General features: G+C 44.6%; 19 protein-coding genes and 1 pseudogene. All 20 read right to left on the reverse strand.

What is annotated here, in order from left to right:
- Positions 1-639: pseudogene (locus tag N909_RS25465) on the reverse strand (hypothetical protein); the annotation flags it as partial.
- The gene (locus tag N909_RS0100010; protein ID WP_029909453.1) at positions 639-1,454 is read right to left on the reverse strand and encodes an ABC transporter permease; all 816 of its coding nucleotides are present in this window, start codon (positions 1,452-1,454) and stop codon (positions 639-641) included. The gene N909_RS0100010 and the pseudogene N909_RS25465, both read right to left, overlap by 1 nt.
- On the reverse strand, positions 1,451-2,377 hold the full coding sequence (locus N909_RS0100015; protein ID WP_051689395.1) for an ABC transporter ATP-binding protein: 927 nt from the start codon (positions 2,375-2,377) through the stop codon (positions 1,451-1,453). Before N909_RS0100015 ends, N909_RS0100010 begins: the two co-directional genes overlap by 4 nt.
- The gene (locus N909_RS0100020; protein WP_029909472.1) at positions 2,370-3,776 is read right to left on the reverse strand and encodes an O-antigen ligase family protein; all 1,407 of its coding nucleotides are present in this window, start codon (positions 3,774-3,776) and stop codon (positions 2,370-2,372) included. The genes N909_RS0100015 and N909_RS0100020 overlap by 8 nt, the downstream gene beginning before the upstream one ends.
- Before the next feature lie 490 nt (positions 3,777-4,266).
- A complete protein-coding gene (locus N909_RS0100030; protein ID WP_029909478.1) occupies positions 4,267-4,653 on the reverse strand; it encodes a hypothetical protein in 387 nt (128 codons plus the stop codon).
- Between the two features lie 33 nt (positions 4,654-4,686).
- Positions 4,687-4,899, reverse strand: a complete 213-nt coding sequence (locus tag N909_RS26270; protein WP_029909481.1) for a type IV pilin protein — start codon at positions 4,897-4,899, stop codon at positions 4,687-4,689.
- A 327-nt stretch (positions 4,900-5,226) separates the two neighbouring features.
- Positions 5,227-6,615, reverse strand: a complete 1,389-nt coding sequence (locus N909_RS0100040; protein ID WP_029909485.1) for a sigma-54-dependent transcriptional regulator — start codon at positions 6,613-6,615, stop codon at positions 5,227-5,229.
- 11 nt (positions 6,616-6,626) lie between these two features.
- Complete coding sequence (locus tag N909_RS0100045; RefSeq protein ID WP_051689396.1) at positions 6,627-8,258, reverse strand: two-component system sensor histidine kinase NtrB; 1,632 nt, start codon at positions 8,256-8,258, stop codon at positions 6,627-6,629.
- On the reverse strand, positions 8,258-9,475 hold the full coding sequence (locus N909_RS0100050) for a type II secretion system F family protein (protein WP_029909501.1): 1,218 nt from the start codon (positions 9,473-9,475) through the stop codon (positions 8,258-8,260). Before N909_RS0100050 ends, N909_RS0100045 begins: the two co-directional genes overlap by 1 nt.
- 146 nt (positions 9,476-9,621) lie before the next feature.
- Entirely contained in the window at positions 9,622-10,734 is a 1,113-nt protein-coding gene (locus tag N909_RS0100055; RefSeq protein ID WP_029909504.1) for a type IV pilus twitching motility protein PilT, read from the reverse strand.
- A gap of 39 nt (positions 10,735-10,773) precedes the next feature.
- Positions 10,774-12,477, reverse strand: coding sequence for a type IV-A pilus assembly ATPase PilB (pilB, locus tag N909_RS0100060; protein WP_029909507.1), 1,704 nt, complete (start codon positions 12,475-12,477; stop codon positions 10,774-10,776).
- A gap of 28 nt (positions 12,478-12,505) precedes the next feature.
- Positions 12,506-13,369, reverse strand: a complete 864-nt coding sequence (locus tag N909_RS0100065) for a shikimate dehydrogenase (protein WP_029909509.1) — start codon at positions 13,367-13,369, stop codon at positions 12,506-12,508.
- Between the two features lie 7 nt (positions 13,370-13,376).
- Positions 13,377-14,339, reverse strand: a complete 963-nt coding sequence (locus N909_RS0100070) for a bifunctional riboflavin kinase/FAD synthetase (protein WP_029909512.1) — start codon at positions 14,337-14,339, stop codon at positions 13,377-13,379.
- Between the two features lie 243 nt (positions 14,340-14,582).
- Positions 14,583-20,237 carry a PilC/PilY family type IV pilus protein gene (locus N909_RS24195; protein WP_051689397.1) on the reverse strand — a complete coding sequence of 1,885 codons (5,655 nt, stop codon included), beginning with the start codon at positions 20,235-20,237 and terminating at the stop codon, positions 14,583-14,585.
- 13 nt (positions 20,238-20,250) lie between these two features.
- Positions 20,251-20,571 (reverse strand): hypothetical protein, encoded by a 321-nt coding sequence (locus tag N909_RS0100080; protein WP_155005822.1) that lies wholly within the window; start codon positions 20,569-20,571, stop codon positions 20,251-20,253.
- Positions 20,572-20,601: 30 nt separating this feature from the next.
- Positions 20,602-21,171, reverse strand: a complete 570-nt coding sequence (locus tag N909_RS24200) for a pilus assembly PilX N-terminal domain-containing protein (protein ID WP_029909521.1) — start codon at positions 21,169-21,171, stop codon at positions 20,602-20,604.
- Between the two features lie 15 nt (positions 21,172-21,186).
- Positions 21,187-21,567: a type IV pilus modification PilV family protein gene (locus N909_RS0100090; RefSeq protein WP_029909524.1), complete on the reverse strand. Its 381-nt coding sequence runs from the start codon at positions 21,565-21,567 to the stop codon at positions 21,187-21,189.
- Between the two features lie 2 nt (positions 21,568-21,569).
- Positions 21,570-22,367 (reverse strand): prepilin-type N-terminal cleavage/methylation domain-containing protein, encoded by a 798-nt coding sequence (locus tag N909_RS0100095; RefSeq protein WP_029909527.1) that lies wholly within the window; start codon positions 22,365-22,367, stop codon positions 21,570-21,572.
- A 9-nt stretch (positions 22,368-22,376) separates the two neighbouring features.
- Positions 22,377-22,880, reverse strand: coding sequence for a GspH/FimT family pseudopilin (locus N909_RS0100100; RefSeq protein ID WP_029909531.1), 504 nt, complete (start codon positions 22,878-22,880; stop codon positions 22,377-22,379).
- A 140-nt stretch (positions 22,881-23,020) separates the two neighbouring features.
- A complete protein-coding gene (locus N909_RS0100105) occupies positions 23,021-24,547 on the reverse strand; it encodes a sensor histidine kinase (RefSeq protein WP_029909534.1) in 1,527 nt (508 codons plus the stop codon).
- Positions 24,548-24,664: the final 117 nt, after the last annotated feature.

Here is a 24,664-nt window from a genome sequence, read left to right on the forward strand (position 1 = left end):
GGTTTGCAGTCGTTGCTTAAGTAAAGGATCTCTGGCCTCCAACAACATTTCTTTTAGAAACAATAAAGCTGTTTTTGACCTCCCACCATAATAAGCGAGACGAGCGGCAAGTGTTTGTAAATAATTAGGACTACCAGAAAGGCTAGCAGCTTGCATTATATATTCAGAGGCCCTTGAGTAGTCTTTTAGAAAATAAAAATAATTAAATCCAACAAAATAAGGCAAACGCCAATCAAATTTTCGAGATTCCATTCCCTTTATCAACAAATCATTAGCTTGCTCAGGTTTATTAGCCTCCCATGCAAGAAGTCCTTCAGCTAAGAAATACGGGTCGACAAAATATGGATCAAGATCTGTGACAACACTAAGTCCGCTGACAACATAAGCCCAATCATGGTCAGCCATTTGTTTACCAGAGATATTTCGCCCTCCAATAAATGTTGATATCTTTAAAAATAAAAAATCCGACAAAGGCCCCTTATAACCTAGAGCCAACATTCGACTAAATTTAGAAGGAATAACATATGGGGCAGGAGCAGAGTCGCGGACATGCTTGCGATTTTCCCATACACCACGACAAAAAAAGCAATAACTAACTATAAAAAATAAAAGAAAGAGAATACGAATGATACGTTGCATCAATTAAATTCTCGATGTGAAAAAACATATGAAGATAAAATTAAAAGAATAATAATATAAGTCAAAGAATAACCAAGGGAAATGGATATTCTCTCAATAGATACAGGTAAACCATGGGCAGCTTCAAGAGTAAAATCAAAAACAGAAAAGTTCGGTATGACATACGAAAATACTTGTAAAAATAACTTTAATGTTTCTGATATTATTTTTTCTTGTGCTGCAGCCGCTGATTTAACATAAAAAACAACTTCCTCGATTGTTACACCAACAACATAACTACTAATAGAAAATATCAAGGTAATTAAAGATCCACTAGAAATTGTGCTAAAAAAAACTACAATAGCAGATAAAACAGAAAATTTAATTAAATTAAAAAAACATGCTAAATAAAAAAGCCCCCAAGAAAAACCTATAAAATAATCAGGATACATTGTCAGCAACAGGCCAACTGTAAATGTTGAAATTATTACTAAAAAACTCAAACAAGCAGTTACAAAAAAAACGATGCCTAAATATTTCCCCACAATATACTGAGCCCGAGAAATAGGTTTAGAAAATACCAAATGAATAGTTTTCCGATCAATGTCTTTTGCCATCAGATTGACAGCAACAAAAAAAACTAACAACAATCCAGCACAGGACAAGGCTGCCAAATTCATATCAATAGTGACCTTACCAACATCACGCATAAAAAATCCGGCAACAGAAATATTCAATCCAAAGAGAAATAGCGAAACGAGAGCAATTCCAAACAAAGAACGATTCCGAATCCCTTCTTTAAAAGTGATAATCGCCAAGGCCATAACAGATTTCATATCTTTTGCCCTTCAATTAGTTGAAGAAACAAGTCTTCTAACGTTCGCCAAGAATTCCTGCTTCCAAGAACCTTAACCTGTTTTCTTTCAAGAAGTGAGTTAACCTGGAAATAAATGTCTTCATTAATAGCCAACATTGTAGTACCGGCTTCATTACATATATCCACACCCAATGCTCTTATCTCATTCTGCTGTATCTGAGAAAGAGGCTCAACAAAAAGAAAAATGCTATTACCCAGGGCTAAAGATAAGTCATTTTTATTTAACTGCGAGATCAGGCGCCCTCTATGCAATAGTCCGATTCGATCACACAATCTTTCGACATCATTCAAGATGTGAGAGCAAAAAAATATCGTTTTCCCATTCTTCTTAAGTTCCATGATTAGATCAAAAACTAATTTCCGGCCTATTGGGTCAAGTCCTGACATTGGTTCATCAAAAATAACGACAGAAGGATTATGCAAAAGGGCAAAACAGATAGCAGCCCGTTGCAGCATCCCCTTTGAAAAAGTCTTTAGAGGGCGCGTTTGTGATTCGAAAATATTTAACTTCTCCATCAATACTTGGCTACGCCTCAAAACCTCTCTTGAGGACATACCAGAGACACGTCCACAAAAGACAAGAAGCTCCCTAAGCGTTAAGTGATCATAAAGGTATGGATTTTCTGGCAGATATCCAATCTCCTTGAGAGCTACGTTTTCCCCTAATTTTTCACCTCTATAATAAATATGTCCAGACTCTGGACGTACTAAGCCTAATAACATACGAATAGTTGAACTCTTTCCTGCCCCATTAGGCCCGATCAGACCGAAAACTTCCCCTTGAGATATCTCGAAGCTCACACCATTGACAGCAGAAACTTTCTTTTTAAATAATCCCGGATTATACGTTTTTGTAATATTATGAACTTCTATTTCAGTCATCAAGAATTCCTGTCATTTCTTTTAAACTAAAATCAACTTTTTGAGGATAGAAGGAACTAATTGGGCGGCCAGTTTCACGAGAGGCAACAAGAACATTAAGATAATGTAGAAAATCCCAATATTTTTGCTCTAGTGGCATCAAATGAATAGCTTGCTTAATTGCAAATCTTGATTCATCTTCGCGATTCAATTTGAGATATAAATGAGCTAAATCAAACCAATACCAACGCATTCCTTTTAGCTCACAAAGCCGCTCGTAATAAGGGATCAATTTCTCGACCATCACCAGATCGTTATTTTTTAAGCTTTCCCGAGCATACCGATTCAAAGAGCCTGACAATACACGATATTCACTATAAGGATCAGCTGCTAACTGCGCAAACTCCCCAAAGGTATTTTCTAGGCCTACAGAGGTAATTAGTTGCTTTTTAAATTTCTCGATTTTTAATTCTTGTATGAAAAATATACCTATTATAATAAGACTCCCAACAGAAAGGCACAAGATAAACCCTCTCAAAGCAGGAGAAATGTCTATTCTTTTTAAAGGATATTGAGAAAGAAGACCTCCCAATAACGTAAAAAATAAAAATAGAAGCGGGGGAGACCGCAGTGTCCATGAAAACATAGATTGGATAATAAAAGGAAGCAACCATAAATGACTATATAAAAATATAGGTGAACACTGAGTCTTGTTAGTAAAAAGTATTTTAAATAGTTTAACGAAAAAAATAATTAAAAGTATTAGCAAAATAAAAAAAACAAAAATTCCACCCTCACAAGACAACTGCAGAAACTCATTATGTGCCCAAGAAGAACTTCCCATAGCCTCATACTGAACAAAACCAAGCAATGAATAAGACTTTGGTCCATAGGAATTCATAAGAAATTTATAATTACCTAAGCCAATCCCAGTTATTAAATTATCAACAAACATTAAAACTGCTGATGTCCAAAAAACAAATCTAGCCTCAATACTGACGCCAGTGATATTAAGGGCTCTATTCAGAGCACCCGAAGAAAAGAAAAATATTAAGATTTGTGCAATAAAAAATGAAAAAATAACAAAAAATGAAATTTTAAAAAATTCTTTCTTTTTTTTAAAATCCCTACAAAGATATTTACCTTTAGAAACCATCCAAAGTAAATATATAAGAACAAAAAACAGAGATAAAAATCCGGACCGAGACCCAGTCAAAAAAAAGACAACAGATACAAGAACCAAAGGTATAAAACGAAAAATTTTCGTCTTTTTAATAGAGAGGTCATGCGCAGAGTGAATATATTTCCAGAAAAATGCCAATATTGAGACAGTCAAAAAAACGGCATACAAGTTAGGCTGACCATATACTCCACCAACTCTAAAAGAAGAGTCCGGCGGAAGCAAATACGGTATAAGCATGGTTTTACTTTTTCCAAATAAAGAATAAGAAAAAAATTCATACAGACCTAGAACCGCCGAAAAAACAGACCCGATAAGAATTAAATCAATTAAATAGTTATAGACTTTTATATTTTTATAAAATTTTCTGACTACCAACGATAAATAGACAAGAAACGAAAGAAAAATCAAAGATTGAAGAAAAGACCAAAATGGGTAAATTGAAATTTTTGAAAAAGATATAAATACTAAAAACAGCAGAAAAAAAAGAATAAAAAAATATGATAAAAAAAGTCTTTATAAAAAATTTGATTAAAAATAAGGTAAAAAGAAATAAAGATAATGATAAAGAATAACTTTCCAACTTTATCAATGTCTGCAAAAAATGGAATAGTTATAAATTGAGAAATAATAACAGCTAGAAAAATACCGTAGTTTTTAATACTTTCTTTTTTCATAAATTTTAATAAAAAGCCCCTCAAGTGAGGGGCTTTTTATTTCACCTAAAAATCTACATATCCCAGGAAGTAGACCAATCAGAAGCAGAATTTGCGGTAGTGGGCAGCTCGTTCAGTATTGTTGAAGTAGCTGCTCCAGTCTCATATTTCATGAAATAAATATTATTGAGATTTTGTGCAGTACCATATCCAAGATTCCCACCCGGATGAACAGTGCCGATAGCATACCACTGAGCAGTAACGGTATCAGTCCCATCCGTTACATAACGAGCGACGACTTTTGGGGACAAACCAATAATAAGTTGAGGGTTTGTACTAGCCCCGGCAGTGCTACCGAGCGTTAATTGTCCTCCTGAAGAGGTTACATCACCAGCAGCAAAAACACCGCTTACCGGCAAGACAAGAAACAAACAAAAAGTTAAAACTACTATTTTTTTCATATGGATCTCCTTGAGAAAAGGCTTTTCTATTGCTTAATAAGGATAATAGTACTCATCTGTATAGTAACCTTCTAATGAGGTTTTGATCGTCTTCAAATCACTTTGCGATGCAGAGTTAAATGCTTTCTGACGATAACTTGCAAACTGCGGGATAGCAATTGCAGCCAGAATACCGATGATCGCGACAACGATCAACAGTTCGATCAGGGTAAAACCCTTTTCGTTCTTACGGAATTTTTTCAACATAGATGAATCTCCTTTTCCGTTGTTTGGATTTTGAGCAGAATGCTCTTCAATTTACAATTTTTCATTTACCACAACTAAGACATAAGCAATGACTATACCAAACTCATTTTTAAATTATTTTTTTTGCCATGCCTCATCAGAAATAGTCCCAAAGCGGTGCATCCTTAAAATTAACCATTGCTAAGTATATGAAATTGAAAGACACCTGTGGAACTCAATCATCATCACCCTCTACACCATTTGACAATTTTGCATCTCAAGTTTCTCTATAAACCTGAAAGAGGATCAATTTATTGTTGCTTATCAGCTCAGAAGTGACAATTTTTGTCAATCCTCCTGCCATGAATCGTCACTCACACCTAATTTATCCAAGCGATAACGAATAGACCTGAAACTGATTCCAAGCAACTCAGCCGCCTTTTTCTTGACTCCCCCGGATTTTTCCAATGCGGCCAAAAGCAATGACCGCTCCATATCTTCCAGCCATTTTTCAAGATTAAAATTTTCTGGAATCTCACTCAGAACATCGATACGTTTTTTACTGAAGGTGCTGATTTGAGGAGGAAGAATGTCTGTGGTCAATTGTTCTGTTTCACCCAAAACAATACAGCGCTCAACAAGATTTTCCAACTCGCGCACATTTCCGGGCCAATCATAATTGAGGAGAATCTGTAGTGCTTCTTTACTAATGGAATAGTGTTGTTTACCAGTTCGTTGCTGATAAAAATTGTCGATCAGCATGGGAATATCTTCTTTCCGATTCCGCAGAGGGGGCAATTCAACAGAAACAACATTCAACCGATAAAAAAGATCTTCCCGGAAAGCACCAGCCTGAATCATTTCTGTCAAATCCTGGTTTGTTGCGGCTATAAGGCGGATATCAAGGGGCAAAGTCCTGGTTCCGCCCACTCGCCGAAACTCCCTTTCCTGTAACACCCGCAACAACTTGACCTGCATTCCCATGGGCAATTCGCCGATTTCATCAAGGAATAAAGTCCCTTGGTTGGCAGATTCAAACAGCCCTTCCTTTTTACGGTCGGCCCCGGTAAAGGCACCTTTTTCATGCCCAAACAACTCACTTTCCAATAAATTTTCCGGGATGGCTCCGCAATTAATTGGTACAAAAGGGCTTTTTTTCCGTTCACTGTTCAGATGAAGCGCTTTGGCCACAAGCTCTTTGCCGGTTCCGCTTTCCCCTGTGATTAAAACATTGGCCTGACTGGGAGCTATACGTTCCAGCAATGCGACAAGCTTCTTCATTGCAGGACTATCACCAATCAAACGCTGAAACGAAAACCTAACCCCTAATTGCTGCTTTAGTTGAAAATTTTCAGCTTCCAACTGTCTGCGTTCAAGAGCGTTTTTGATTACCAGCCTGATTTCGTCATTCTTGAACGGCTTGGTAATATAATCATAGGCGCCAAGTTTCATGGCTTCGACAGCTTCTTCTGTTGAGGAGAATGCTGTAATCATCAACATTGGAGTTTTTATTTCTTGCTCACGAACTTTACGTAGCAGACCAATGCCACCTAAACATGGCATTTTCATATCAGAAATAATCAAATCAAAATCGCTGGTCTGAATTAATCCTAGAGCTATTTGTCCGTTTGCCGCCTCTTCGACCTGGTAGCCCTCACGCTCAAGCAGTATCGCCAGCATTTCTCGCAGGCTCGACTCATCATCAACAATGAGTATTCTCTCTTTTCTCTTTTCCATTTTTATTTATCCTATCCCTCAAACTGCAGAACAAACCGAGCTCCACCCAGCTCACTACGCTCAACATGCACGGTACCTGCATGCATTTCAATGATCGAATAAACTGCTGCCAGGCCAAGGCCGGTACCATGATCTTTGGTTGAAAAAAAGGGTTCAAAAATTTTCTCGGAGATACTGTCATCAATACCTGGGCCAGAATCCTCAATTATGATTTGGGTTCCCCCTTCCAAGCATGGATCAATCATCAATAACAAAAAACCTCGACCGTGCATTGCTTCAGCAGCATTAATGGCTAAATTCCATAATACCTGGCAAAGCTGGCCCTTATCTAAAGAAAGAAATACTTCGCTATCCGGTTTGGTCAACCTGATTTCTATCCCGTCAAACCTGTCATCGGACTTGAGCATCTGCTCTAACTCATCCAGCGTTTCAGAAATATTCGTCTTCTCTTTAACCGGAATATTCGGCCGAGCAAAAGTTAAAAACTCGGTCAATAGATGGTTCAAACGATCTGCTTCTTTGACAACTATTTTCATCAAATGGAGATCGTCTTTTTTCACATGCTCAGCTTCCATCAACAGCTGAACGGATCCACTTATTGATGCCAGCGGATTGCGAATCTCATGAGCCATTCCAGCTGCCAGTCGGCCTACCGCGGCCAAACGATCAGCCCGCATAAGATCTTCTTCTATTTTTTTAAACTGGGTTAAGTCCTGAAACGTGACCAACGTGCCTAAATTTTCTCCGCGAGGCCCTTTGGCAGTCGTTGTCGCATAACCAAGAATCAAGTTTTGACCAAGTTTATTTTGAAAACGCCCCTCAGCACGCGAGAGGTTTTTTTCTTGAGGAGAGAACGTTCCTGCGAATTCAGGGAAAAAAAGTCCCGCATCTTGATCATACACGTCTTGCAAGGTAAAACCGGTGATATCCGTGGCAGCGCGATTAAATGAACGAATACGGCCCTGTGGATTGACCAACATCAGCCCACTACTAATGTGGGCCAGTATAGTTCGATTCATTTTTTCCAGTTCAGCATAGTCAATCGATTTCTTTTGCAACTGTGCTTCGCTCTTACGCCAACGTTCGGCCAGAGTTCCGCTTAATATGGCGGTTAGAAAAAAAGCGACGGAGTGGACAAACAGAACTGAAAAAAAGTTCCCATCGGGAACAGTGCGATAAAGGTTGAAATAGTGCAGATAATGAAAATACTGCAGGTCAAGAATACCGCCGAACAGGATCGTTGCACTGGCTGCAGCCAGCACTGTCAGCCGTCGGGAAAAAAGAAAACTGGCCCAAACAATAACCAGAAGATAAGCAAAAGAAAAAACACTTTCCACTCCGCCGGACATCAATATCAAGGCCGTCACGAAAAGTAGGTCCCAGATAATCTGAACTTGTGCAAAAATAAAAGTTTTTGTTAGATTTTTAAGGATTATTGCCGAGACAAGAGCTTCTGCGTAAGAAACACCAATCAGTACGAACAAAGGTTGGATGATCCCGTGATCAACCGTACCCTTTAAATAAAAAACAGAAGCCCCACCAAGCAGAAACGTAATAACCGCAGTCCGACAAATCAAATACCATGTCAAGCTGCGGTTATCAGTCGTTTTCGGTGAAAATAGGAGCTGATCGGCTGGTTCCATCAGCCGCCAACAGTTCCGGCAAGTTTAAAGATCGGCAGATACATTGCGATAACCAAACCACCGACGGTGGTCCCAAGGAACAGCATGAGCAAAGGCTCCATCATCGCAGTCAAATTATTCACGGCATCGTCAACTTCATCATCATAAAAATCAGCTATTTTGCTAAGCATAGTGTCGAGCGCTCCGGCTTGTTCACCAACTTCGATCATCTGGCACACCATTGGCGGAAAAACACCCGACTCTTTCAGCGGTTCCGCAATGGTTTTTCCTTCGCTGATACTGGATCGAACTTTACCAATTGCTTTTTCAACCGTCCTATTTCCCGCTGTCTTCCTGACGATATCCAGGCCATCAAGAATCGGCACCCCGCTGGAGATCATTGTTGCCAGAGTACGGGAAAACTTGGCGACAGCCACCTTTCTGATCAATATCCCGAACACGGGAAGCTTCAGAGCCCAGTTGTCAATTCTGTCGCGCCCCTTTTCCGTTGCATAAATTTTCTTGGCCGCAAAAATCAACACAACAATTGCCCCGACAATCACCAAGATGTAATCTTGAATAAAGTTGCTTAGATTAATAACAATTTGGGTCGGTGCTGGTAATGCGCCGCCAAAGTCCTTGAACATTTTTTCAAATGCCGGAATAACAAATATCAGAATGACGGCAATGACCACCAGAGCAATACCCACAATCGTGGCAGGATAGGTCATGGCGCTTTTGACTTGCTTGCGCAATTTGAGAGCTTTTTCAATATAAGCGGCAAGCCTGGATAAAATTGTATCCAGGATACCGCCTACCTCACCGGCGGCAACCAAGTTTACATATAACTCATTGAAAGCTTTGGGGTGTTTCTTCAGCGCATCCGCGAAGGTCGAGCCTGATTCAACGTCTTCTTTGACTTCGGTGAGCACTTCCTTAAAGGTTTTATTTTCCTGTTGCGAAGAAAGAATATCCAGACATTGGACCAACGGCAAGCCGGCATCGATCATGGTCGCAAATTGTCGGGTAAAAACAACTATATCTTTGGTGGTTATTTTAGGTTTAAGAAAACTGATATTAAGATCAGCGTTCATTCCTTTTCCGGCTTCTTTGATCTTTGTTGCCTGAATGCCCTGGCGCCGCAGATTAGCCGTTACAATGGATTCACTGCCTGCCTCCATTGTCCCTTTGCTCGTTTTTCCATCTCTCGACCGACCGGTCCACGCGAACGTTGGCATCGTCCTCCCCTTTCAATTTACATTTGTTCTGAGCATTTTAGCAGGTCATTTAAAAATCCATCCCGGCATACATCACCCACCGAGAAAACAGTGGTTGATGTTAATCCTTGTGTAATGGATTCAACAAACCTGTCTTCAAAAATCGGTTAAATCGCTCTACCAGGATTGATATGCTTCTTCCGACTTAACACAGCATTCGGATTAGCGAACATCTGCTTTAACTCATCCAGGTCATGGGAGCGCATCATGGCATCTTCCTGGCTGATCTCCCGCGCGTGAGCAAGCAGAAATAACGACTGATTCATCGTCTGCATCGCGAACTTATCCTGCCCGATCTGCATTTGCGAGTAGATCTGGTGAATCTTATCTTCGCGGATCAGATTCCTGATCGCCGGATTTGGCACCATGACCTCCAACGCCATACAACGCCCTTTGCCATTCGCTTTGGGCATGAGAGTCTGCGATAACACCCCCTCCAAAACGAACGACAATTGGGTTCTGACCTGGGACTGCTGGCTGGTCGGGAAGACATCAATAATCCGGTTCATGGTCTGCACACAGGAGTTGGTATGCAGGGTCGCAAAACAGAGGTGTCCCGTTTCGGCAATGGTCAGAGCGGCCTCAATTGTTTCAATGTCCCTCAGCTCTCCAAGCAAAACGACATCCGGATCCTGGCGCAAAATATATTTCAACGCTTTTTTGAAGGATTGGGTGTCCGCGCCGACTTCACGTTGATTGACCAGACATTTTTTATGCGGGTGGAGGTATTCGATGGGATCTTCAATGGTGATGATATGTTCACTGCGCTCGCGATTAATGGCATCGATAATGGCCGCCAGTGTTGTCGATTTACCACTACCGGTCGGACCAGTGACCAGCACCAGTCCCCGTGGTTTTTTCGACAAAGCTTTGACAACCGGAGGTAATCCCAATTCATCAAATCCCCTGATTTCAAAGGGAATCGCCCGAAAGGCTCCGGCAACGGCTCCGCGCTGAACAAAAAGATTTCCCCTGAAACGGGAAAGCCCTTTGACTCCGAAAGACAGATCCAGTTCGTTTTCTTCTTCAAATTTTCGTTTTTGCGCGTCAGTAAGGACACTGTAACAGAGCTGCTTGGTCTCGGCGGACGACAGACTCTGCCCGGGCAGTGGGGTCATTTTGCCGTCGATCCTGATTTGAGGAGGCGACCCGGTTGAGATGTGTAAATCTGAAGCCCCCTGTTCAATCATGGTCTTCAGGAGTTGATGCATATTAGCCATTGTAGTCCTTCCCCCTTTTCATGCAAAAACAGAACAGATTCAATCATCTGAAATGGTCGTACGCAACACTTCTTCCAGGGTGGTCACCCCTTCCATCATTTTGGTCAAGGCGGCCTGACGCATGGTTTTAACTCCCAACCGCATCGACTCTTCCTTGATTTCAGCGGTATTGGCGCCTGACAGAACCATCTCTTTAATATCTTCAAACATCGGCATGACCTGATAGAAGCCGACCCGTCCCTTGTATCCGGTATCGTTGCAGACCGTACAGCCGCGCCCCTTGTAAGCGGTAAACTTGCCAACCTGATCCTCTGGCACACCTGCTGAGATCAGAGCTTCCGGCGAATGTTTATCCGGTTCTTTGCATTCGCTACAGACCCGACGCCCAAGGCGCTGGGCTGAAATCAGGTTGACTGCAGAAGCAACCAGGAAGGGCTCAATACCCATATTCAACAACCGGTTAACCGTACTGGGTGCATCATTGGTGTGCAAAGTCGATAACACCATATGCCCGGTCAATGCCGCTTTGACTCCGATTTCAGCGGTTTCAAAATCCCGGATCTCTCCAATCATGATGATATCCGGATCCTGGCGCAAAAAAGCACGCAGGGCCGCAGCAAAGTTCAACCCAATCTCTTCATGCATTTGAACCTGGTTGATCCCGGCAAAGTTAAACTCAACGGGATCCTCGGCAGTCGAAATATTTTCGGTCGTTTTATTCAGTTCCGAGAGTGCCGAATACAGAGAAACCGTCTTGCCACTCCCTGTCGGGCCGGTCACCAGCACCATACCGAAGGGCTTATGAATCTCTTTTTTAAACCATTCGAGAGCTTTTTCTTCATAACCAAGCTTGGTCATATCCAGTTGCAGACTGCTTTTATCAAGCAACCGCAAGACGACCTTCTCACCAAAAAGTGTCGGCAGGCAGTTGACCCGATAATCCATCTCCTGGCCCCGTCCCAGCTTGATTTTAATCCGGCCGTCCTGAGGAAGGCGGCGTTCCGCGATATCGAGAGATGCCATGATTTTAAGGCGTGAGGTTATGGCGTTTTTTAACTTGCGTGGTGGCTTCATCACTTCATAAAGAACCCCGTCAATCCGATAACGCACGCGAAAAGCATGTTCGTAAGGTTCAATATGAATATCTGAAGCTTTCTTTTTGATGGCGTCTGTCAAAATCAGATTGACGAGTTTAACCACCGGGGCATCTTCACTGGCACGCTCCAGTTCGTTAACATCTTCAAAACCAACATCATCAACCAGTTCCAGATCGTCAAAATCTTCTAACCCTTCTAAGGCGTCAGCCATAGAAGAACTTTGGTCATAATACTTATCAATAGCATCTTTGATGGCAGCTTCTGCGGCGACAACGACTTCGACATTGAAACCGGTCATAAACTTGATGTCATCAATGGCGAAAATATTGGACGGGTCGGCCATGGCGACAATCAAGGTCGCTCCGGCTCGATTGATAGGCACAAGTTGGTATTTTTGGGAAACTTCAGCAGGGATCAGGCTGACGACAGCTGGATCAACATCAAATTCGGCAAGGTTTATAGAAGGGACACCATAATGTTTCGATAAAAAAGAGGCCAGGTCATGTTCCTGGACATAACCCAGTTTGACCAGCGCTGCCCCCAACCGAATGCCTTCTCTCTTCTGCTCGGCAATCGCCTTCGCCAGTTGGTCGTCAGAGATAAGTTGGTTACGGACTAGAAGTTCTCCAAGGCGACTGACACTCATCTATTTATCGATCCCTTCTCTTCACATTTTACATATTAGTACGGCGCCGGATCAGAAAATCTCTCATAAATCCCGGAGACGGTTGAACGCCCGTCCAAAGAGCAAACGCATCTTCTCCTTGGGCGGCAAGCATACTCAGGCCATCGTCACACAGTAGATTTAAATCATGCGCTTTCTTAATAAGAGTCGTTTTAGAAAGCGAATATATCATATCGTATATGAACGCGCTACCCTTAATACGCTCCAATGGTAAAAAATTTAGAGTTTCCCCGTACAAACCAACAGAGGTCGCATTGACAACTAAATCTGCATTGTCCAGGCCATCTTGATAAGGTTGTTCGTCGTACCCGGTCGCGAAAAGCGCAACATCTGAGAAATGTCTGGCCAGTGTGGCAATAAGCTTTTCTGCCCGTTCGGGATGCCTGTTTGCAACCGTGATCGATTTAACCCCAGCAAAAGCCAACGCGACCAGAACCGCACGACAGGCGCCGCCAGCTCCGAGTATAAGCACCTGTTTCCCGGATGGTTCAAAATCCATGTTGATTTTAAGGGAACGGATAAATCCGCTAGCATCCGTATTATAACCAACCAAAACACCATTTTCATTCACCACAGTATTCACGGCGCCGATCAATTTAGTTGCCGGATCAATCCGATCCAACAACGGAATGATTTGCTCTTTATGAGGAACCGTAACATTAACGCCGGCAATATTGAGAACCCGCAACGAGTCAACCGCTTTTGACAGCTGCTCCGGAAAAACATGGAACGGCACATAAACAGCATCGATATCGTAATGCCGGAAAGCATGATTTTGCATTGCCGGGGATAAAGAATGAGCGATCGGGTCGCCAAAGAGTCCGTAAACCTTGCTTTTTCCTGATAACAACATATAAAGCCTATCGTAGCGAAAGGTACTCCTGATATTGAATTATCCGGGTTTCCTGGAGGATCTGGCGAGCGCACAACACATCGTCGGCGATGGCCTTTGACAAGGCGCCAAGATCAGCAAACTTTTTTTCATCACGAAGCCGTTCGACAAAATACATCCGCATCCTTTGCCCGTACAAGTCTCCTGAAAAGTCCAGCAGATGCACTTCTATGGTTGACAAGCCGTCGGAAAACGTCGGCCGATTTCCAAGATTTGCAACCGCACTGTACTCCTGTTGATCAAAACGAACCTTGACCGCATAGACCCCAGGAGCAGGAAGCAATTCCTTATCGGTTTCCAGATTTGCGGTTGGGAATCCCATTTTCCGCCCACGCTGGAAACCTGGCACAACTCGCCCCTCAAGATTATACTGTCGCCCTAATAGATTAACGACTTCAGCAACCCGACCTTCGGTAATCAGATTGCGAATTCTGGTTGAACTGTAAGGTAATCCGTCGGCACCGACTGGCTGCATCACCTCAACCTTAAAATTGTGATTTTCTCCATAGCGCTGCAAAAAGACTCCATCTCCCTCACGGTCTTTCCCAAAGGCATAATCATAACCCACGATAAGCTTGCAAACGTTGAGTCTCCCAACCAGAACATCATCAACAAACTGCTCAGGAGGCATTTTAGCAAATTCATGGGTAAAGGGAATATTCAGCAGATAATCAACATGGGAAGCCGCAATCAAGCGCTGCTTTTCGTCCTCGGTATTCAGCAATCGGGGAGCTTTATCAGGGGCAAGAAATTTCAGCGGATGAGGATTGAAGGTACAAACTACAGAAGGACAACCCAATTGCCGAGCCGACTTGATCAAGCTGCGGAACAGCTCCCGATGACCAAGATGAACACCATCAAAGTTACCTAAGGTCAAGACACAAGGGCCAAAATCATCCGGCAATTCGGATAAAGAACTCATGATAATCATATTGTAAAACAACCCGTTAATAATAGAAGGAATAGTTTTGCGTTTCAGATATTAGCGGGTCTATTCTTGAATAGACAAGCTTTTATTTGGAAGATGGGAAACGAAGGTCCGTCAAGAGAAGGCCTACAAAAGGTCAAACCTGGGCATAGCGCGAGGGGGCAAGAGCTTAACGCTAAGCGCTGGCCAATTAGAAAAAATCGAGGGATGAGAAGAGCGATCTTTTCATCCCTCGATCAGAATAAATTATTCAACTTCCCAGGAAATCACACCACTTTTCGTCGCGCCTGGATTCTGTTGCTCGTAACCAAGGATACCTCCGGTGCTGGTCTGCAGGAACGCTTTACTCCCCTGACCACGACCAACATGCAGGTTAGGTGTCAAGGTCATGCCTCTACCAATGGAGATATTTCGGGCAACTTCTTTGACAGTGGTTTCTTTTACAGAGTCCCCATCCCGATCTTCATTGATCGTCACATCGGTATAACCAAGAATCGAATTTTTATAAGCGGTCCCGGTCAGGAAATAAGGCGCATACAAGTTGCCCTGACCTTCGATCTCACAATCATTTTCCGCCGGTATATAAGTGGTAAAAGTCAGCAATTCCCCCAGCAGGGAAGCTTGACCAAGGTTTCTTTCCCGAGCCGTGGTTAGATCAAAACGCCACCCCGGAACAAAATCGCTGTCCCCCGGCACTGACCTCATCTTGGTAAGCAATGAATTGAAATCTGTGAGGGTCGAGGTATTCAGATAATCGAGAAAGACACTGTAACCGTCTTCAAAGACACGCGCCCTTGTCGTATCAAGTAAGGCGGTATTACTCACGGTACCCCAAGTATAGACCGGGCTTCCTGAACTCAGGTCAAAAGGCTCTTTGATTCCATAGTAAGATTGGACGTCATCAGCCGTTACTGCAGAACTAACGTCTTTTCGGTTAAAGAATCGTCCGGTTCCAAAGAAAACCCAGCGATCATAAACCCCGGCGATGTTTGTTTTTGAAAGACCGATGGCCGGGGCCGCGGTAATAGGCTGCCCGTCTTTGACGCTGTCCAGGTTGATCAGAGTCGAATCATTGCCCCAATGACTTGGAGTATCGTCATTGTCGAACACCAGCCTTCGCATTTTGCCGCCCCATCCACTGGCAAAATCGCCAGAGACGGTTCCAAAGTAGATGGCATCGGCTTTATAGTCTATATCGAAATCTGCCGTAACCAGATCCGACACAAATGCATTACTATCTACAGAGGCAAACGCCTTCGCGTTAACAGCTCCAGTGACAACGGCACCACTTGAATCAATAACTTTCAGTGCCCCATTTTTTGCCAGTTCTTCCAAATCCACCAGATAAACCTTGGCAGATTGGTCACTGGTTGCATCAGAGAGAGCCTCTCCGCCAGCACCTCCAGTTGCGGAATCATAGGGACCCGAACCAATCGCCAGATACCAGGAATGGGCCGCTGAAGACGGTGTAGTCAACAAATCTCCCCGATCTTCAAAAACTGCGACGGTTGGGTAAGATGTCGTAAAGCCCAGGTCAGGAAAAGACAATTCAGCCAAAAGCTTAGGGGGCTGTTCCGGGTCGGTGATATCCATAACCACATAAGCAGATCTCATGACCGGCTCCGCAGCGGAAGAAGCATCTGTCTTGGTGTTGTCGAAATTGGTATCAGCCGCCAAGGCGCCACCACCGAACCTCATCCCCACGACCATGACCGTGCCCCAGCCATGGGGGTGGGTGCCATCCGCATCATCGGCGGTAAATATTTTGGCATCGAAAATCCGCGGCTTGAGGTCCATATAGGCGACATGTTTTTCAAGATCATAGCCCTGGTCTGTCAACCAATACAGATGAGGCAACAGGTTGAAAGGAACATAAGCCCAGAGTTCTTCTCCCAAAACCGGGGTATCAGAAGGATTACTGTAGGCATTGGTTTCACCAGGGTCATAAGCACGATAAAATCCTTTGGTCAGGCTGTCATAAAAACCACCGTTAAAGGCATGGAGCATACCATCGTTGGCGCCAACATAAACAACGTTGCGGCGTTTTTGATAACGCAGGTAAAAATCCGTATAGCTCGAATCATAATAGAGCAGATCGTAATCTTCACTGGGTGTTCCAACAACCGTCGGCGTGGAATAAACGATATCCCCCAAACGCCAGGTTTCAACATTGTTGTCTGAATCCTGATTGAATTTTCTCGGTCGCATGGCCGGCAGGGTCAGAGTATGACCGGCAACAGTGATCGACTGTTCCCCCTGATCCTCTCCACGGATATAATTAATCACCCTCTGCCGCTGCTGAGTCTGAAAAGCCGTCAGGGCAGATGAATAATCCGTCAAATCATTGATTCTAATATCATTAAGGTCTTCAGGCAGAAGGGTAATATCGAACGGCGACATGCCGTGAACATACGGGAGAATGGTATTGTCCGAAGCAACGAAGGGCTTCATCTCACCGCTGTCGGCAATCATATCGTGATCGGCATCGATAAAGGTCATGATGTAACGTCGATCAGTCGCGGAAATATAGCTGCTACGATTAGTGAGGACATCAGCATCGGACAATTCATTCAGCCACTGGCTTGAAGTCCAGACAAACATCAGCTCGTTAACATCCGTCGACACATCTGTAGCTGTCTCTTCATCCCCGATCAACTGACCGTCACCATTGACATCAAGATACTTGTCAACAACGGTCTGGATTCCCCCATTGTTGGAATTTTCAGTAAAAATGACAATTTTATCTTCCGTCATATCCAAAATGCCGTTGCGGTTGGTGTCTTCCCGCATATTCCCATAGGCATCCACAAACAAACTATGGGTTTGCCCGGTCCAAACGACGCTATTCCCGGCGGAATCCGTTTGGGTGGTGTAGAAAAGTGATTGATAAATGGCCCCCTCTCCCGAACGGCTGCTTGAGATAACGGAAGCCGCAGTACCGGAAGAACTGCGGCGCAGTATATCCGCAAAGGAACGCCCCAGTTGCTGCTCCAGATAAAGGGGATTGGTGACATAAAAATAAGTATCTGGATCGCCGTCAGGAGCACCAGGACCCTCATCCCACTCCTCCTGCAGATCCGGAGCATTGGCGGTCCCTCCTTTTTCTTCAAACCCACCCCATTTGGCGGCATACCACAACGGACTTTGCAGAATAGTGGCGGGAGTTCCGGATTGAGTAAAGGTCCTGGTACTGGTCAGCGGCAAAGCGACGTTATCATCCCAATCTCCGCCCGGCAGCACTCCAGGCGGGGTATCGAGGAAATAATCCGGATCACTGCTTGCCCCGGTATCCGCATCCCGAACGACAAGGTAGGTCCCGTCATGGGTGGTCCCGGATATGACATACCCCATGTGTTGAATCATTCCCCCGGCCGCATATTCAGAGTTCACATTGATCGTCAGGGTACCGTCGTTATTGACAAAATATTCATAGATTGCGATGGCATCCATATCGTGGTCGGCACCTTGTTCGACGTCTTCAAAGTTGATGCGAAACTTGCCATAGGTTGGAGTCTGCTCCTGCATAAACACATCGACAATAGTATTGGTTGGTTGAAAATCATCTTTTGAGGCACTGATGCTATTACCGCCAACGGATTTGGCAAAGGGAACTATCGTGATGTCAAATTCAGAGTTGCCGTCTGTATCTATTTCAATACGCGGTAAAGGCGAAGACAGAGCAACTGAGAATGTCGTGAGCCTGGCGGAAGGGGCTGCTGCATTAATTTCATTGGTTCGACCGAAATAAGCGACACTGGCCGGATAATAGCTGCCCTGCTTGGTCGGTTCTTCTGGCGCAAGCCCACGAATATCGCCAAGAGAATCAACACTTTTCTCGGTTGGCGCGCCATCTTTATTAGATGCCGATTGTCCGATGAAATATTTGCCGCCGATAGCTTCTTCAAGGCTGATGAAGTCAGCCAGGTCTTCAGCGTCAAATCCACTGATATCACTGGAAAAGTTTGAAAAATAGGATCCAGGAACTGAATCTGAATCAAAGTTATTGTTCGGGTCACTCAGAACCAGCATAAACGGCTTGGCGCATTCGGCATAGGTTGCGTAAGGATCCTGCCAGGCCGGCTTGGGAAGTCCGAGTTCATTATCATCCAGACCGGAATCGGTACCATATTTAAAGGTGGTGGTTGGGCTCCCCTTCCCGGCAAAGTAGCGCAATGTTTCGAACATCATTTCGCCGATGGGATTTCCCCACATGCGACACTCACCCTCGGCAATAGGTCGGGTGGTGATCCATCCGCAGTTACTGTTATAACTGTGGGATCCATAATCAAAATCGACAATCCGCAGTTTATTAATGGTCGAAATAATGCCGTTAACACTGGTAAACTGTCCGGTATCAAGATTAATCTCGTCAGTAATACTACCGATATTTTTACGTAAGACACCACCAGAGGTATTTTTGGTGTAGGAACCGGTCATTAGTCCGAAATACATCCGATCAGTCTCACCGTGCTTCTGCAATAATCCAACCGGCTTCAACGTACCATCCGGGTACTGCTTGCAGTTGCTTTCCGGAAAAGCCGCATCACAGACAGTGACCCGCACCTCATAATCGGTAATGACGGAGGCTGCAACCGAACTCCGATCAACATCATAGACCGACTGGTTAAGATCTACAAAAGCAGAGGCAGGGACAATCTGCCAGGCATTGTCGCTGGCAGGCCCCTTCCAGTAAAGGGTATAGTTGTCGCTCCCCGTGGCTTCCTGATGATGAAACTCGACGATATGCTCACCTGCACTAAGATCAATTGAACCGTAGTAAGTTGAAACAGCTGTTGCGAAACTGGTTGAACCGTGCCCACCATACCAGCCTGCCACCGGGGTATCTCCGCCATCGACAAAAACCTCGACAGCATCATCTCCATTCACTGCAAAATAATAAGTTCCCTGTTTCCCTGTCGGGATGGAGATTTTGCCGTCAAAAACCGTCAGGTAATAATCGTCGTCTCCAAAAGGGTTGCCACTACCATTAATTTGCGAAACCTCTTGCGCACCCTGCAGATGGGCGGAAGTTGCAAATTCGTCAACCAAGGCTTTAAATTCAGCAGTATTTGCGGGGTGACCTGTATAGACCCCGCCACCGCTCAAATCTTCGAGACTATCGTCAGCCACTGGACGCTCTTTAGAGACCCACTCCCAAATCCGGTGGCTACTGTTGGGCATAACCCGTAGAACCGGAGGGCTGGAATTGCCGAGACTGGTACTTGCAAAGAGGTGCCTTTTGTTAACTGGTGGGGCATCTAGCGGGGTGAGATCTGTAATATTGTAGGCCGGCTCAATAAGATTGCCGTGGGAATCGTAATAACTACCGTATTCCTTCCCCCAGGTATGGGCATCCTGCGGGATAAAAACCCGCTCCAGAACCGTTTCACTGGTCGAATCGACGACACGGTAACCACCAAACAGAACCTTGCGCAGGGTATCCATGCGCGACATGGTCAGATAGTTCAGGAAATCACCGCTCCAGGTCCTGGCCGAAACTGCGGTCGAAGAACTGTTGCAAACCTTATTAGCCGTCACTTTGACCGGATTGAACCGATCATTTGTACTGTCATACTCGTAACATTTGAACGAATCAAAATAGCCATAGTAATCGATGGCCGAAGCAGAATGATCGCTGCCATCCGCAGCAACATTATACCCTTTGTAACCAATGTCGAGAACGCCATCGCCATCGAGATCAGAAATATCATTATAGGCTTCATAATATAATTTATGATTTCTCGCCATGGTCAACATGACCAGAGGTGGCACCCCGGCATTGACGAACGGCGGCAGGAGGCTGTAATCATCAACAGTTTCAGCCCACACGGAGAACGGCCCCACGACTATCGCAGTCAATATGGACGCAATTATAACCAGAATATATGGTCTCAGTTTCATCTGACACATCCCCTTAAGGCTGAACCTTCAGTTCATAGATCCTGAAGCCCTGCACAAGCATGTTGACTTTCTGGGTCCGATAAATATTCTCTGGACGAATGGTGATTTCTTTGACCATGCCGCGTTGTTCTCTTTGCTGCCGGTAAAGTTTTGCGCTGGACATGAAGGAATAAGAAATGCCGTCTACTTCTATCTTCTGAAACTTTCCTTCACTCCAGGGAGAACGCGTCACCTTTCCCTGAGTCCAATGCCCCCAGGGACCGCCAGCAGCGACTGCAAAAGGAACTCCGACAAACAGCATAAATCCCACTAAAACTAAAATTGTTTTTCTCATTTCCTGGCCTTCCTCAATCGACCGAAGATGTTAATTGACATGACGCCACCGGCCGCGAATCTGTTCCTCACTGTTATTCACGCCTTCGTGATGGGAACGTACATTGTAAATCTTCCAGGAACCTCGCCCTGCGGCCCCCTTCCCAATGCCCTCATAGCCAGCAGCCATCTGAATGGCGCCGCCAAAAGCTAGCATTCCCCGACCGCCTACCCGCAGATAGGTGTTTCCCTGCCCAAAGGGCAAACTAATATCGCGGTTTGTCGGACCGGGACTATCCGCAGTGGGATCATCCGGCAAGGGGCTATTATTCCAGAGGTCTTTATTGTAAATCGTGACATTGTCGATGGTTTTCTCCGTACCGGATTCATTTTTCCATCCCCGGGCTTCGACAATCTCTTCAACTAACTCTTTACTGACTTCATTTCCAGCATCGGCGGCATAAAATGTCTGGGTATTTAATTTTTCATTGCCCGCAATATACAACTGCAAGTCGGTATTTTTTAAGGCACTCAAACCAATAACAGTCAGCAAAACCAGCATCATAATAGCCATCATCAATGCAGCGCCGGACTCGTTCTGCAAACTCGAAAAGAATTTCATAATCAATCATCCTTTTTAGAGAACATTAGGCTTCAATAAAGTTATACGGGTCCGTTTCGAGGCAGCCCCCTGGTTATATTGCACGGCCAGAGCAATGGTCTTGGTTCCAGGCATTATCGAATCTTCAACAACATTCCATGAATAGCTGTAGTTTCCCTCAGTAACAGGCCCATGATCACCGACAGCAAGATCAGGATGATCAAAGCTCAACCCTTGAAAAGTCTCGGCAACATCCTGCCCGACAGCAACCGACTCCACAGCTGTTCGTGCCGAAAGGTTTCCGGAAACAGATGTCAGTTGCATCGTGGCAACAGCAAGAAGCCCGGCAGTAAAGATCGTGAGAGAGACAATAACCTCAATCAGGGAAAATCCCTTTTGGCTTTGTAACACATGCATTCTCAAATCCCCATATTGCGGCAATTTACGGAAGTCACCAGCAGGCGCCTTCTTAACCCGTCATTGGAATGGACAACCCGATCCCCTACGACAAAGTCCAAGGTCGGCCCGCCCGTCCTATCCTGTCTTGAAGTTTCGACCAATAACCAAATTTTTACGGCTCTGATATCATCAAGGTCAGCCGCAATCCCAGTATCCACACCATTGATCAAATCATCCCCGTCGGAGTCGTCTGCAAGTGCTATAGTGCCGTCTCCGTCCGTATCTAGATCCCACCAATTTCCATTTGCACCAATGACTGCCCAGATGAGTCGATCATCCGTCAAATCTCCCGGGGTCCCATTGTCATCAACATCCAGTTGGCCATCGTTATCCGAGTCTATCGAATAAGCAAAGCCCAGTGCGGTCACATTTTCGGCTACAGTATTGGTGTTTCTACCAAGATGCCCGGAGCCGTTAATGGCATAGGTCACATTTTCGTCACCGCTCGCAATGGTTCCATTTCTATCCAAATCCATAGTGACCTGAAGAGAACCTGTCCCGGCCTGCAAAAAGCCTGCAGATGCGATTTTATCCGGATCAAAACCGGCCATTTGAATATCGCGGGTCAGGGCATTCATGCCTGCCCTGACGTTCTGCTGTGCTTCCGTAACCAGGTTTTGCGTTTCGTAGGTTTTGGAATTATTTATATAAAGGGACATGATTCCAGTTCCAAGAATCCCGGCAACGGCAACAGCAACCAATAACTCAACAAGCGTAAAGCCTGATTCAATCCAGAAATGGTTTTCGTTATGATTCATAGCAGACCTTTATTCCAAAGAAATATTGCCGGCAACTGAAGTTGATAAAGCAAAAGAAGCTCCAGTGTTGATATCTTTTATGACGATCGTCCCCGCTCCCCCTGACGGCAAGCCATTGGGTGTGAACCCAGTTTCCGCACCCCCTCCAGGAAAAGTTGATGATGCAAATATCTGCTGCGGCCTCAGGGAGATATCCGCGATCACCTGTTCTCCTGAGTCCAAAATTTTATCATTATTACTATCAACAAAAACCGTATACTTGTTGGTCCCGGACAGGGTAAAAATAATTGCCACAGGAAGGTTCTTTTTTGCCGCCTCAACCTTTGCCCGTTGAAAATATCCGTACAGTTCCTGTGCAGCAGCACGAAGCTCAGCCTGCTCAGTCGTGGGACGCAGATAAGGCACAGCAACAGCAGTCATGATTCCGAAAATAGCCAAAACTACGATTAGTTCCAGCAGAGTGACACCCTGGTTCTTCTTTCTTTTACACCGAGGCAATTTTGACAGGCCCATATAAAAATCCCTCCCAAATTGTATTTAAATCTTTCTACTAAGCAAGACTTAAGCCAACCGGAAAGAATCTGTTTTTCAGCCAGATAAGGAAGGAAAATAGGAAAAAAACAATAATCTATGCAAAAAATGCATTCATAGTATCAGGCATTTTTTGCATCCTCGACACTTGTTATCAATGGAAAAATAATTGTAAACTTCGTCCCACAACCGACTTCTGAGTCAACAGTGATCCTGCCACCGGCTTCATCAACAAAGCGATGACAGACAGTTAAACCCAACCCGGTCCCTTGGCCAGGACTTTTGGTCGTAAAAAACGGGTCAAAGATTCGCCTTAAATCATCCTTGGAAATGCCTGCCCCGTTATCCTCAATCGTCACCCAGATATCGGTTCCATCTTCCCCCCCAGACAACTCCAGCACCCCACCAGTGTCACAGGCTTGCACCCCATTCAGGATAATGTTGACAAATACTTGTTTGATTTTTTGCCGGTTCACCGCCAATAAAGGCAATGCATCAGGCAACCGATCAACGACCTCAATTCTGTCAAGCTGGCCCTGATGACGGAGTAGAGCCAGGCAAGCGCGCAATTCAACCGTAAAATCGATATGGTCTGAATGCTGACTATTATCCGGCTTGGCAAAATCCAACAGCTCCCGAACCAAAAAATCGATCCGGGCGGTTTCATTTAGAGAGCGTTCAATGATCTCTTTTTCAGCTGTTCCTTGACGCTGCTGTTTCAGAAGTTCCAGATAACCGATAATAGCTGCCAGAGGATTTCCTAATTCGTGTGCCAACCCAGCAGCCAACTGTCCGATTGAGGACATTTTTTCACTACGGATCAGTTCTTCCCGCGCCTGCCCGAGTTGCTGGTTTGCTTTTTCCAAACCGGCAATATGCTCCCGGGTCTCCGCCTGACTCGATTGAAGTGCGACCACCATATGGTTGTAAGCCTTAGCTATTTGTGAGATTTCATAAGGTCCTTCGGTCGGCAAACGAAGCTCAAGATCTCCTCTGCTCACCGCCTCCGTAGCCTGCAGCATCAACCGGGCCGGTTTAATAATATTCCGCTGGAAAAGGTAATAACCGGCCCCTATCAGGACAATTCCATATAAGGCAACGTACACCATCAGAACCCGTGCCGAATCATAAAGATCGACATGGATATCTTTTAGGCTGAAATGCAGTTCCAACAGTCCGGAAAATTTGTTTTTATGGAATAATGGCAGGGCAATCAATACCTTCGGAGCTCTATCAAAAAACAATCCAAATTGCTGTGTTGATACGAGTTCGATATCCCGTTTTTTCGAAAGTTTAGCCTCCTGTCGCCGAGCGGCACTGATCGCCAATATGGATTCAGGGTTATAATTGTCGATTGGCTTCAGATCATAATCGTAAAGCCACCAGGCTTCACATTTGCTTTCGGCACATGCTACGTTAATAAGATCCTGAAGCTCAGATAAATATCTTGGCTCAGCAGCTTGTACGATAAGTTTCCCCGCAGCTTGATCGAGAATACTGGTCAACGTATTTAAATTTCTGATCCGCTGTTGAATAAGTTTATCCCCAGTCCCGCGCAGCATAAGTAAGCCGCCCAGCGAAAGAGCCGCGGAGATCAGCAAAATCAACGTCATAAGGATTTCAATCTTCAACCCCATTTTTCCGGCCAAACCGACACTCCCTCGGACAGTATTAAATTAGGAATCCAATATATCCGATTTTCAAAAAAATATAATTGATGATTTGTCAAACCATGCCTGAATATTGGATAATGAACGCGGCCTTCA

This window comes from Pelobacter seleniigenes DSM 18267 (assembly GCF_000711225.1).
Lineage (GTDB): Bacteria > Desulfobacterota > Desulfuromonadia > Desulfuromonadales > Geopsychrobacteraceae > Seleniibacterium > Seleniibacterium seleniigenes.

Coding starts and splice junctions, on each gene's coding strand:
- N909_RS0100010 (WP_029909453.1), bottom strand. CDS start 1,454: ATGAAATCTGTTATGGCCTTGGCGATTATCACTTTTAAAGAAGGGATT.
- N909_RS0100015 (WP_051689395.1), bottom strand. CDS start 2,377: ATGACTGAAATAGAAGTTCATAATATTACAAAAACGTATAATCCGGGA.
- N909_RS0100020 (WP_029909472.1), bottom strand. CDS start 3,776: ATGCTTATACCGTATTTGCTTCCGCCGGACTCTTCTTTTAGAGTTGGT.
- N909_RS0100030 (WP_029909478.1), bottom strand. CDS start 4,653: ATGAAAAAAATAGTAGTTTTAACTTTTTGTTTGTTTCTTGTCTTGCCG.
- N909_RS26270 (WP_029909481.1), bottom strand. CDS start 4,899: ATGTTGAAAAAATTCCGTAAGAACGAAAAGGGTTTTACCCTGATCGAA.
- N909_RS0100040 (WP_029909485.1), bottom strand. CDS start 6,615: ATGGAAAAGAGAAAAGAGAGAATACTCATTGTTGATGATGAGTCGAGC.
- N909_RS0100045 (WP_051689396.1), bottom strand. CDS start 8,258: ATGGAACCAGCCGATCAGCTCCTATTTTCACCGAAAACGACTGATAAC.
- N909_RS0100050 (WP_029909501.1), bottom strand. CDS start 9,475: ATGCCAACGTTCGCGTGGACCGGTCGGTCGAGAGATGGAAAAACGAGC.
- N909_RS0100055 (WP_029909504.1), bottom strand. CDS start 10,734: ATGGCTAATATGCATCAACTCCTGAAGACCATGATTGAACAGGGGGCT.
- pilB (WP_029909507.1), bottom strand. CDS start 12,477: ATGAGTGTCAGTCGCCTTGGAGAACTTCTAGTCCGTAACCAACTTATC.
- N909_RS0100065 (WP_029909509.1), bottom strand. CDS start 13,369: ATGTTGTTATCAGGAAAAAGCAAGGTTTACGGACTCTTTGGCGACCCG.
- N909_RS0100070 (WP_029909512.1), bottom strand. CDS start 14,339: ATGATTATCATGAGTTCTTTATCCGAATTGCCGGATGATTTTGGCCCT.
- N909_RS24195 (WP_051689397.1), bottom strand. CDS start 20,237: ATGAAACTGAGACCATATATTCTGGTTATAATTGCGTCCATATTGACT.
- N909_RS0100080 (WP_155005822.1), bottom strand. CDS start 20,571: ATGAGAAAAACAATTTTAGTTTTAGTGGGATTTATGCTGTTTGTCGGA.
- N909_RS24200 (WP_029909521.1), bottom strand. CDS start 21,171: ATGAAATTCTTTTCGAGTTTGCAGAACGAGTCCGGCGCTGCATTGATG.
- N909_RS0100090 (WP_029909524.1), bottom strand. CDS start 21,567: ATGCATGTGTTACAAAGCCAAAAGGGATTTTCCCTGATTGAGGTTATT.
- N909_RS0100095 (WP_029909527.1), bottom strand. CDS start 22,367: ATGAATCATAACGAAAACCATTTCTGGATTGAATCAGGCTTTACGCTT.
- N909_RS0100100 (WP_029909531.1), bottom strand. CDS start 22,880: ATGGGCCTGTCAAAATTGCCTCGGTGTAAAAGAAAGAAGAACCAGGGT.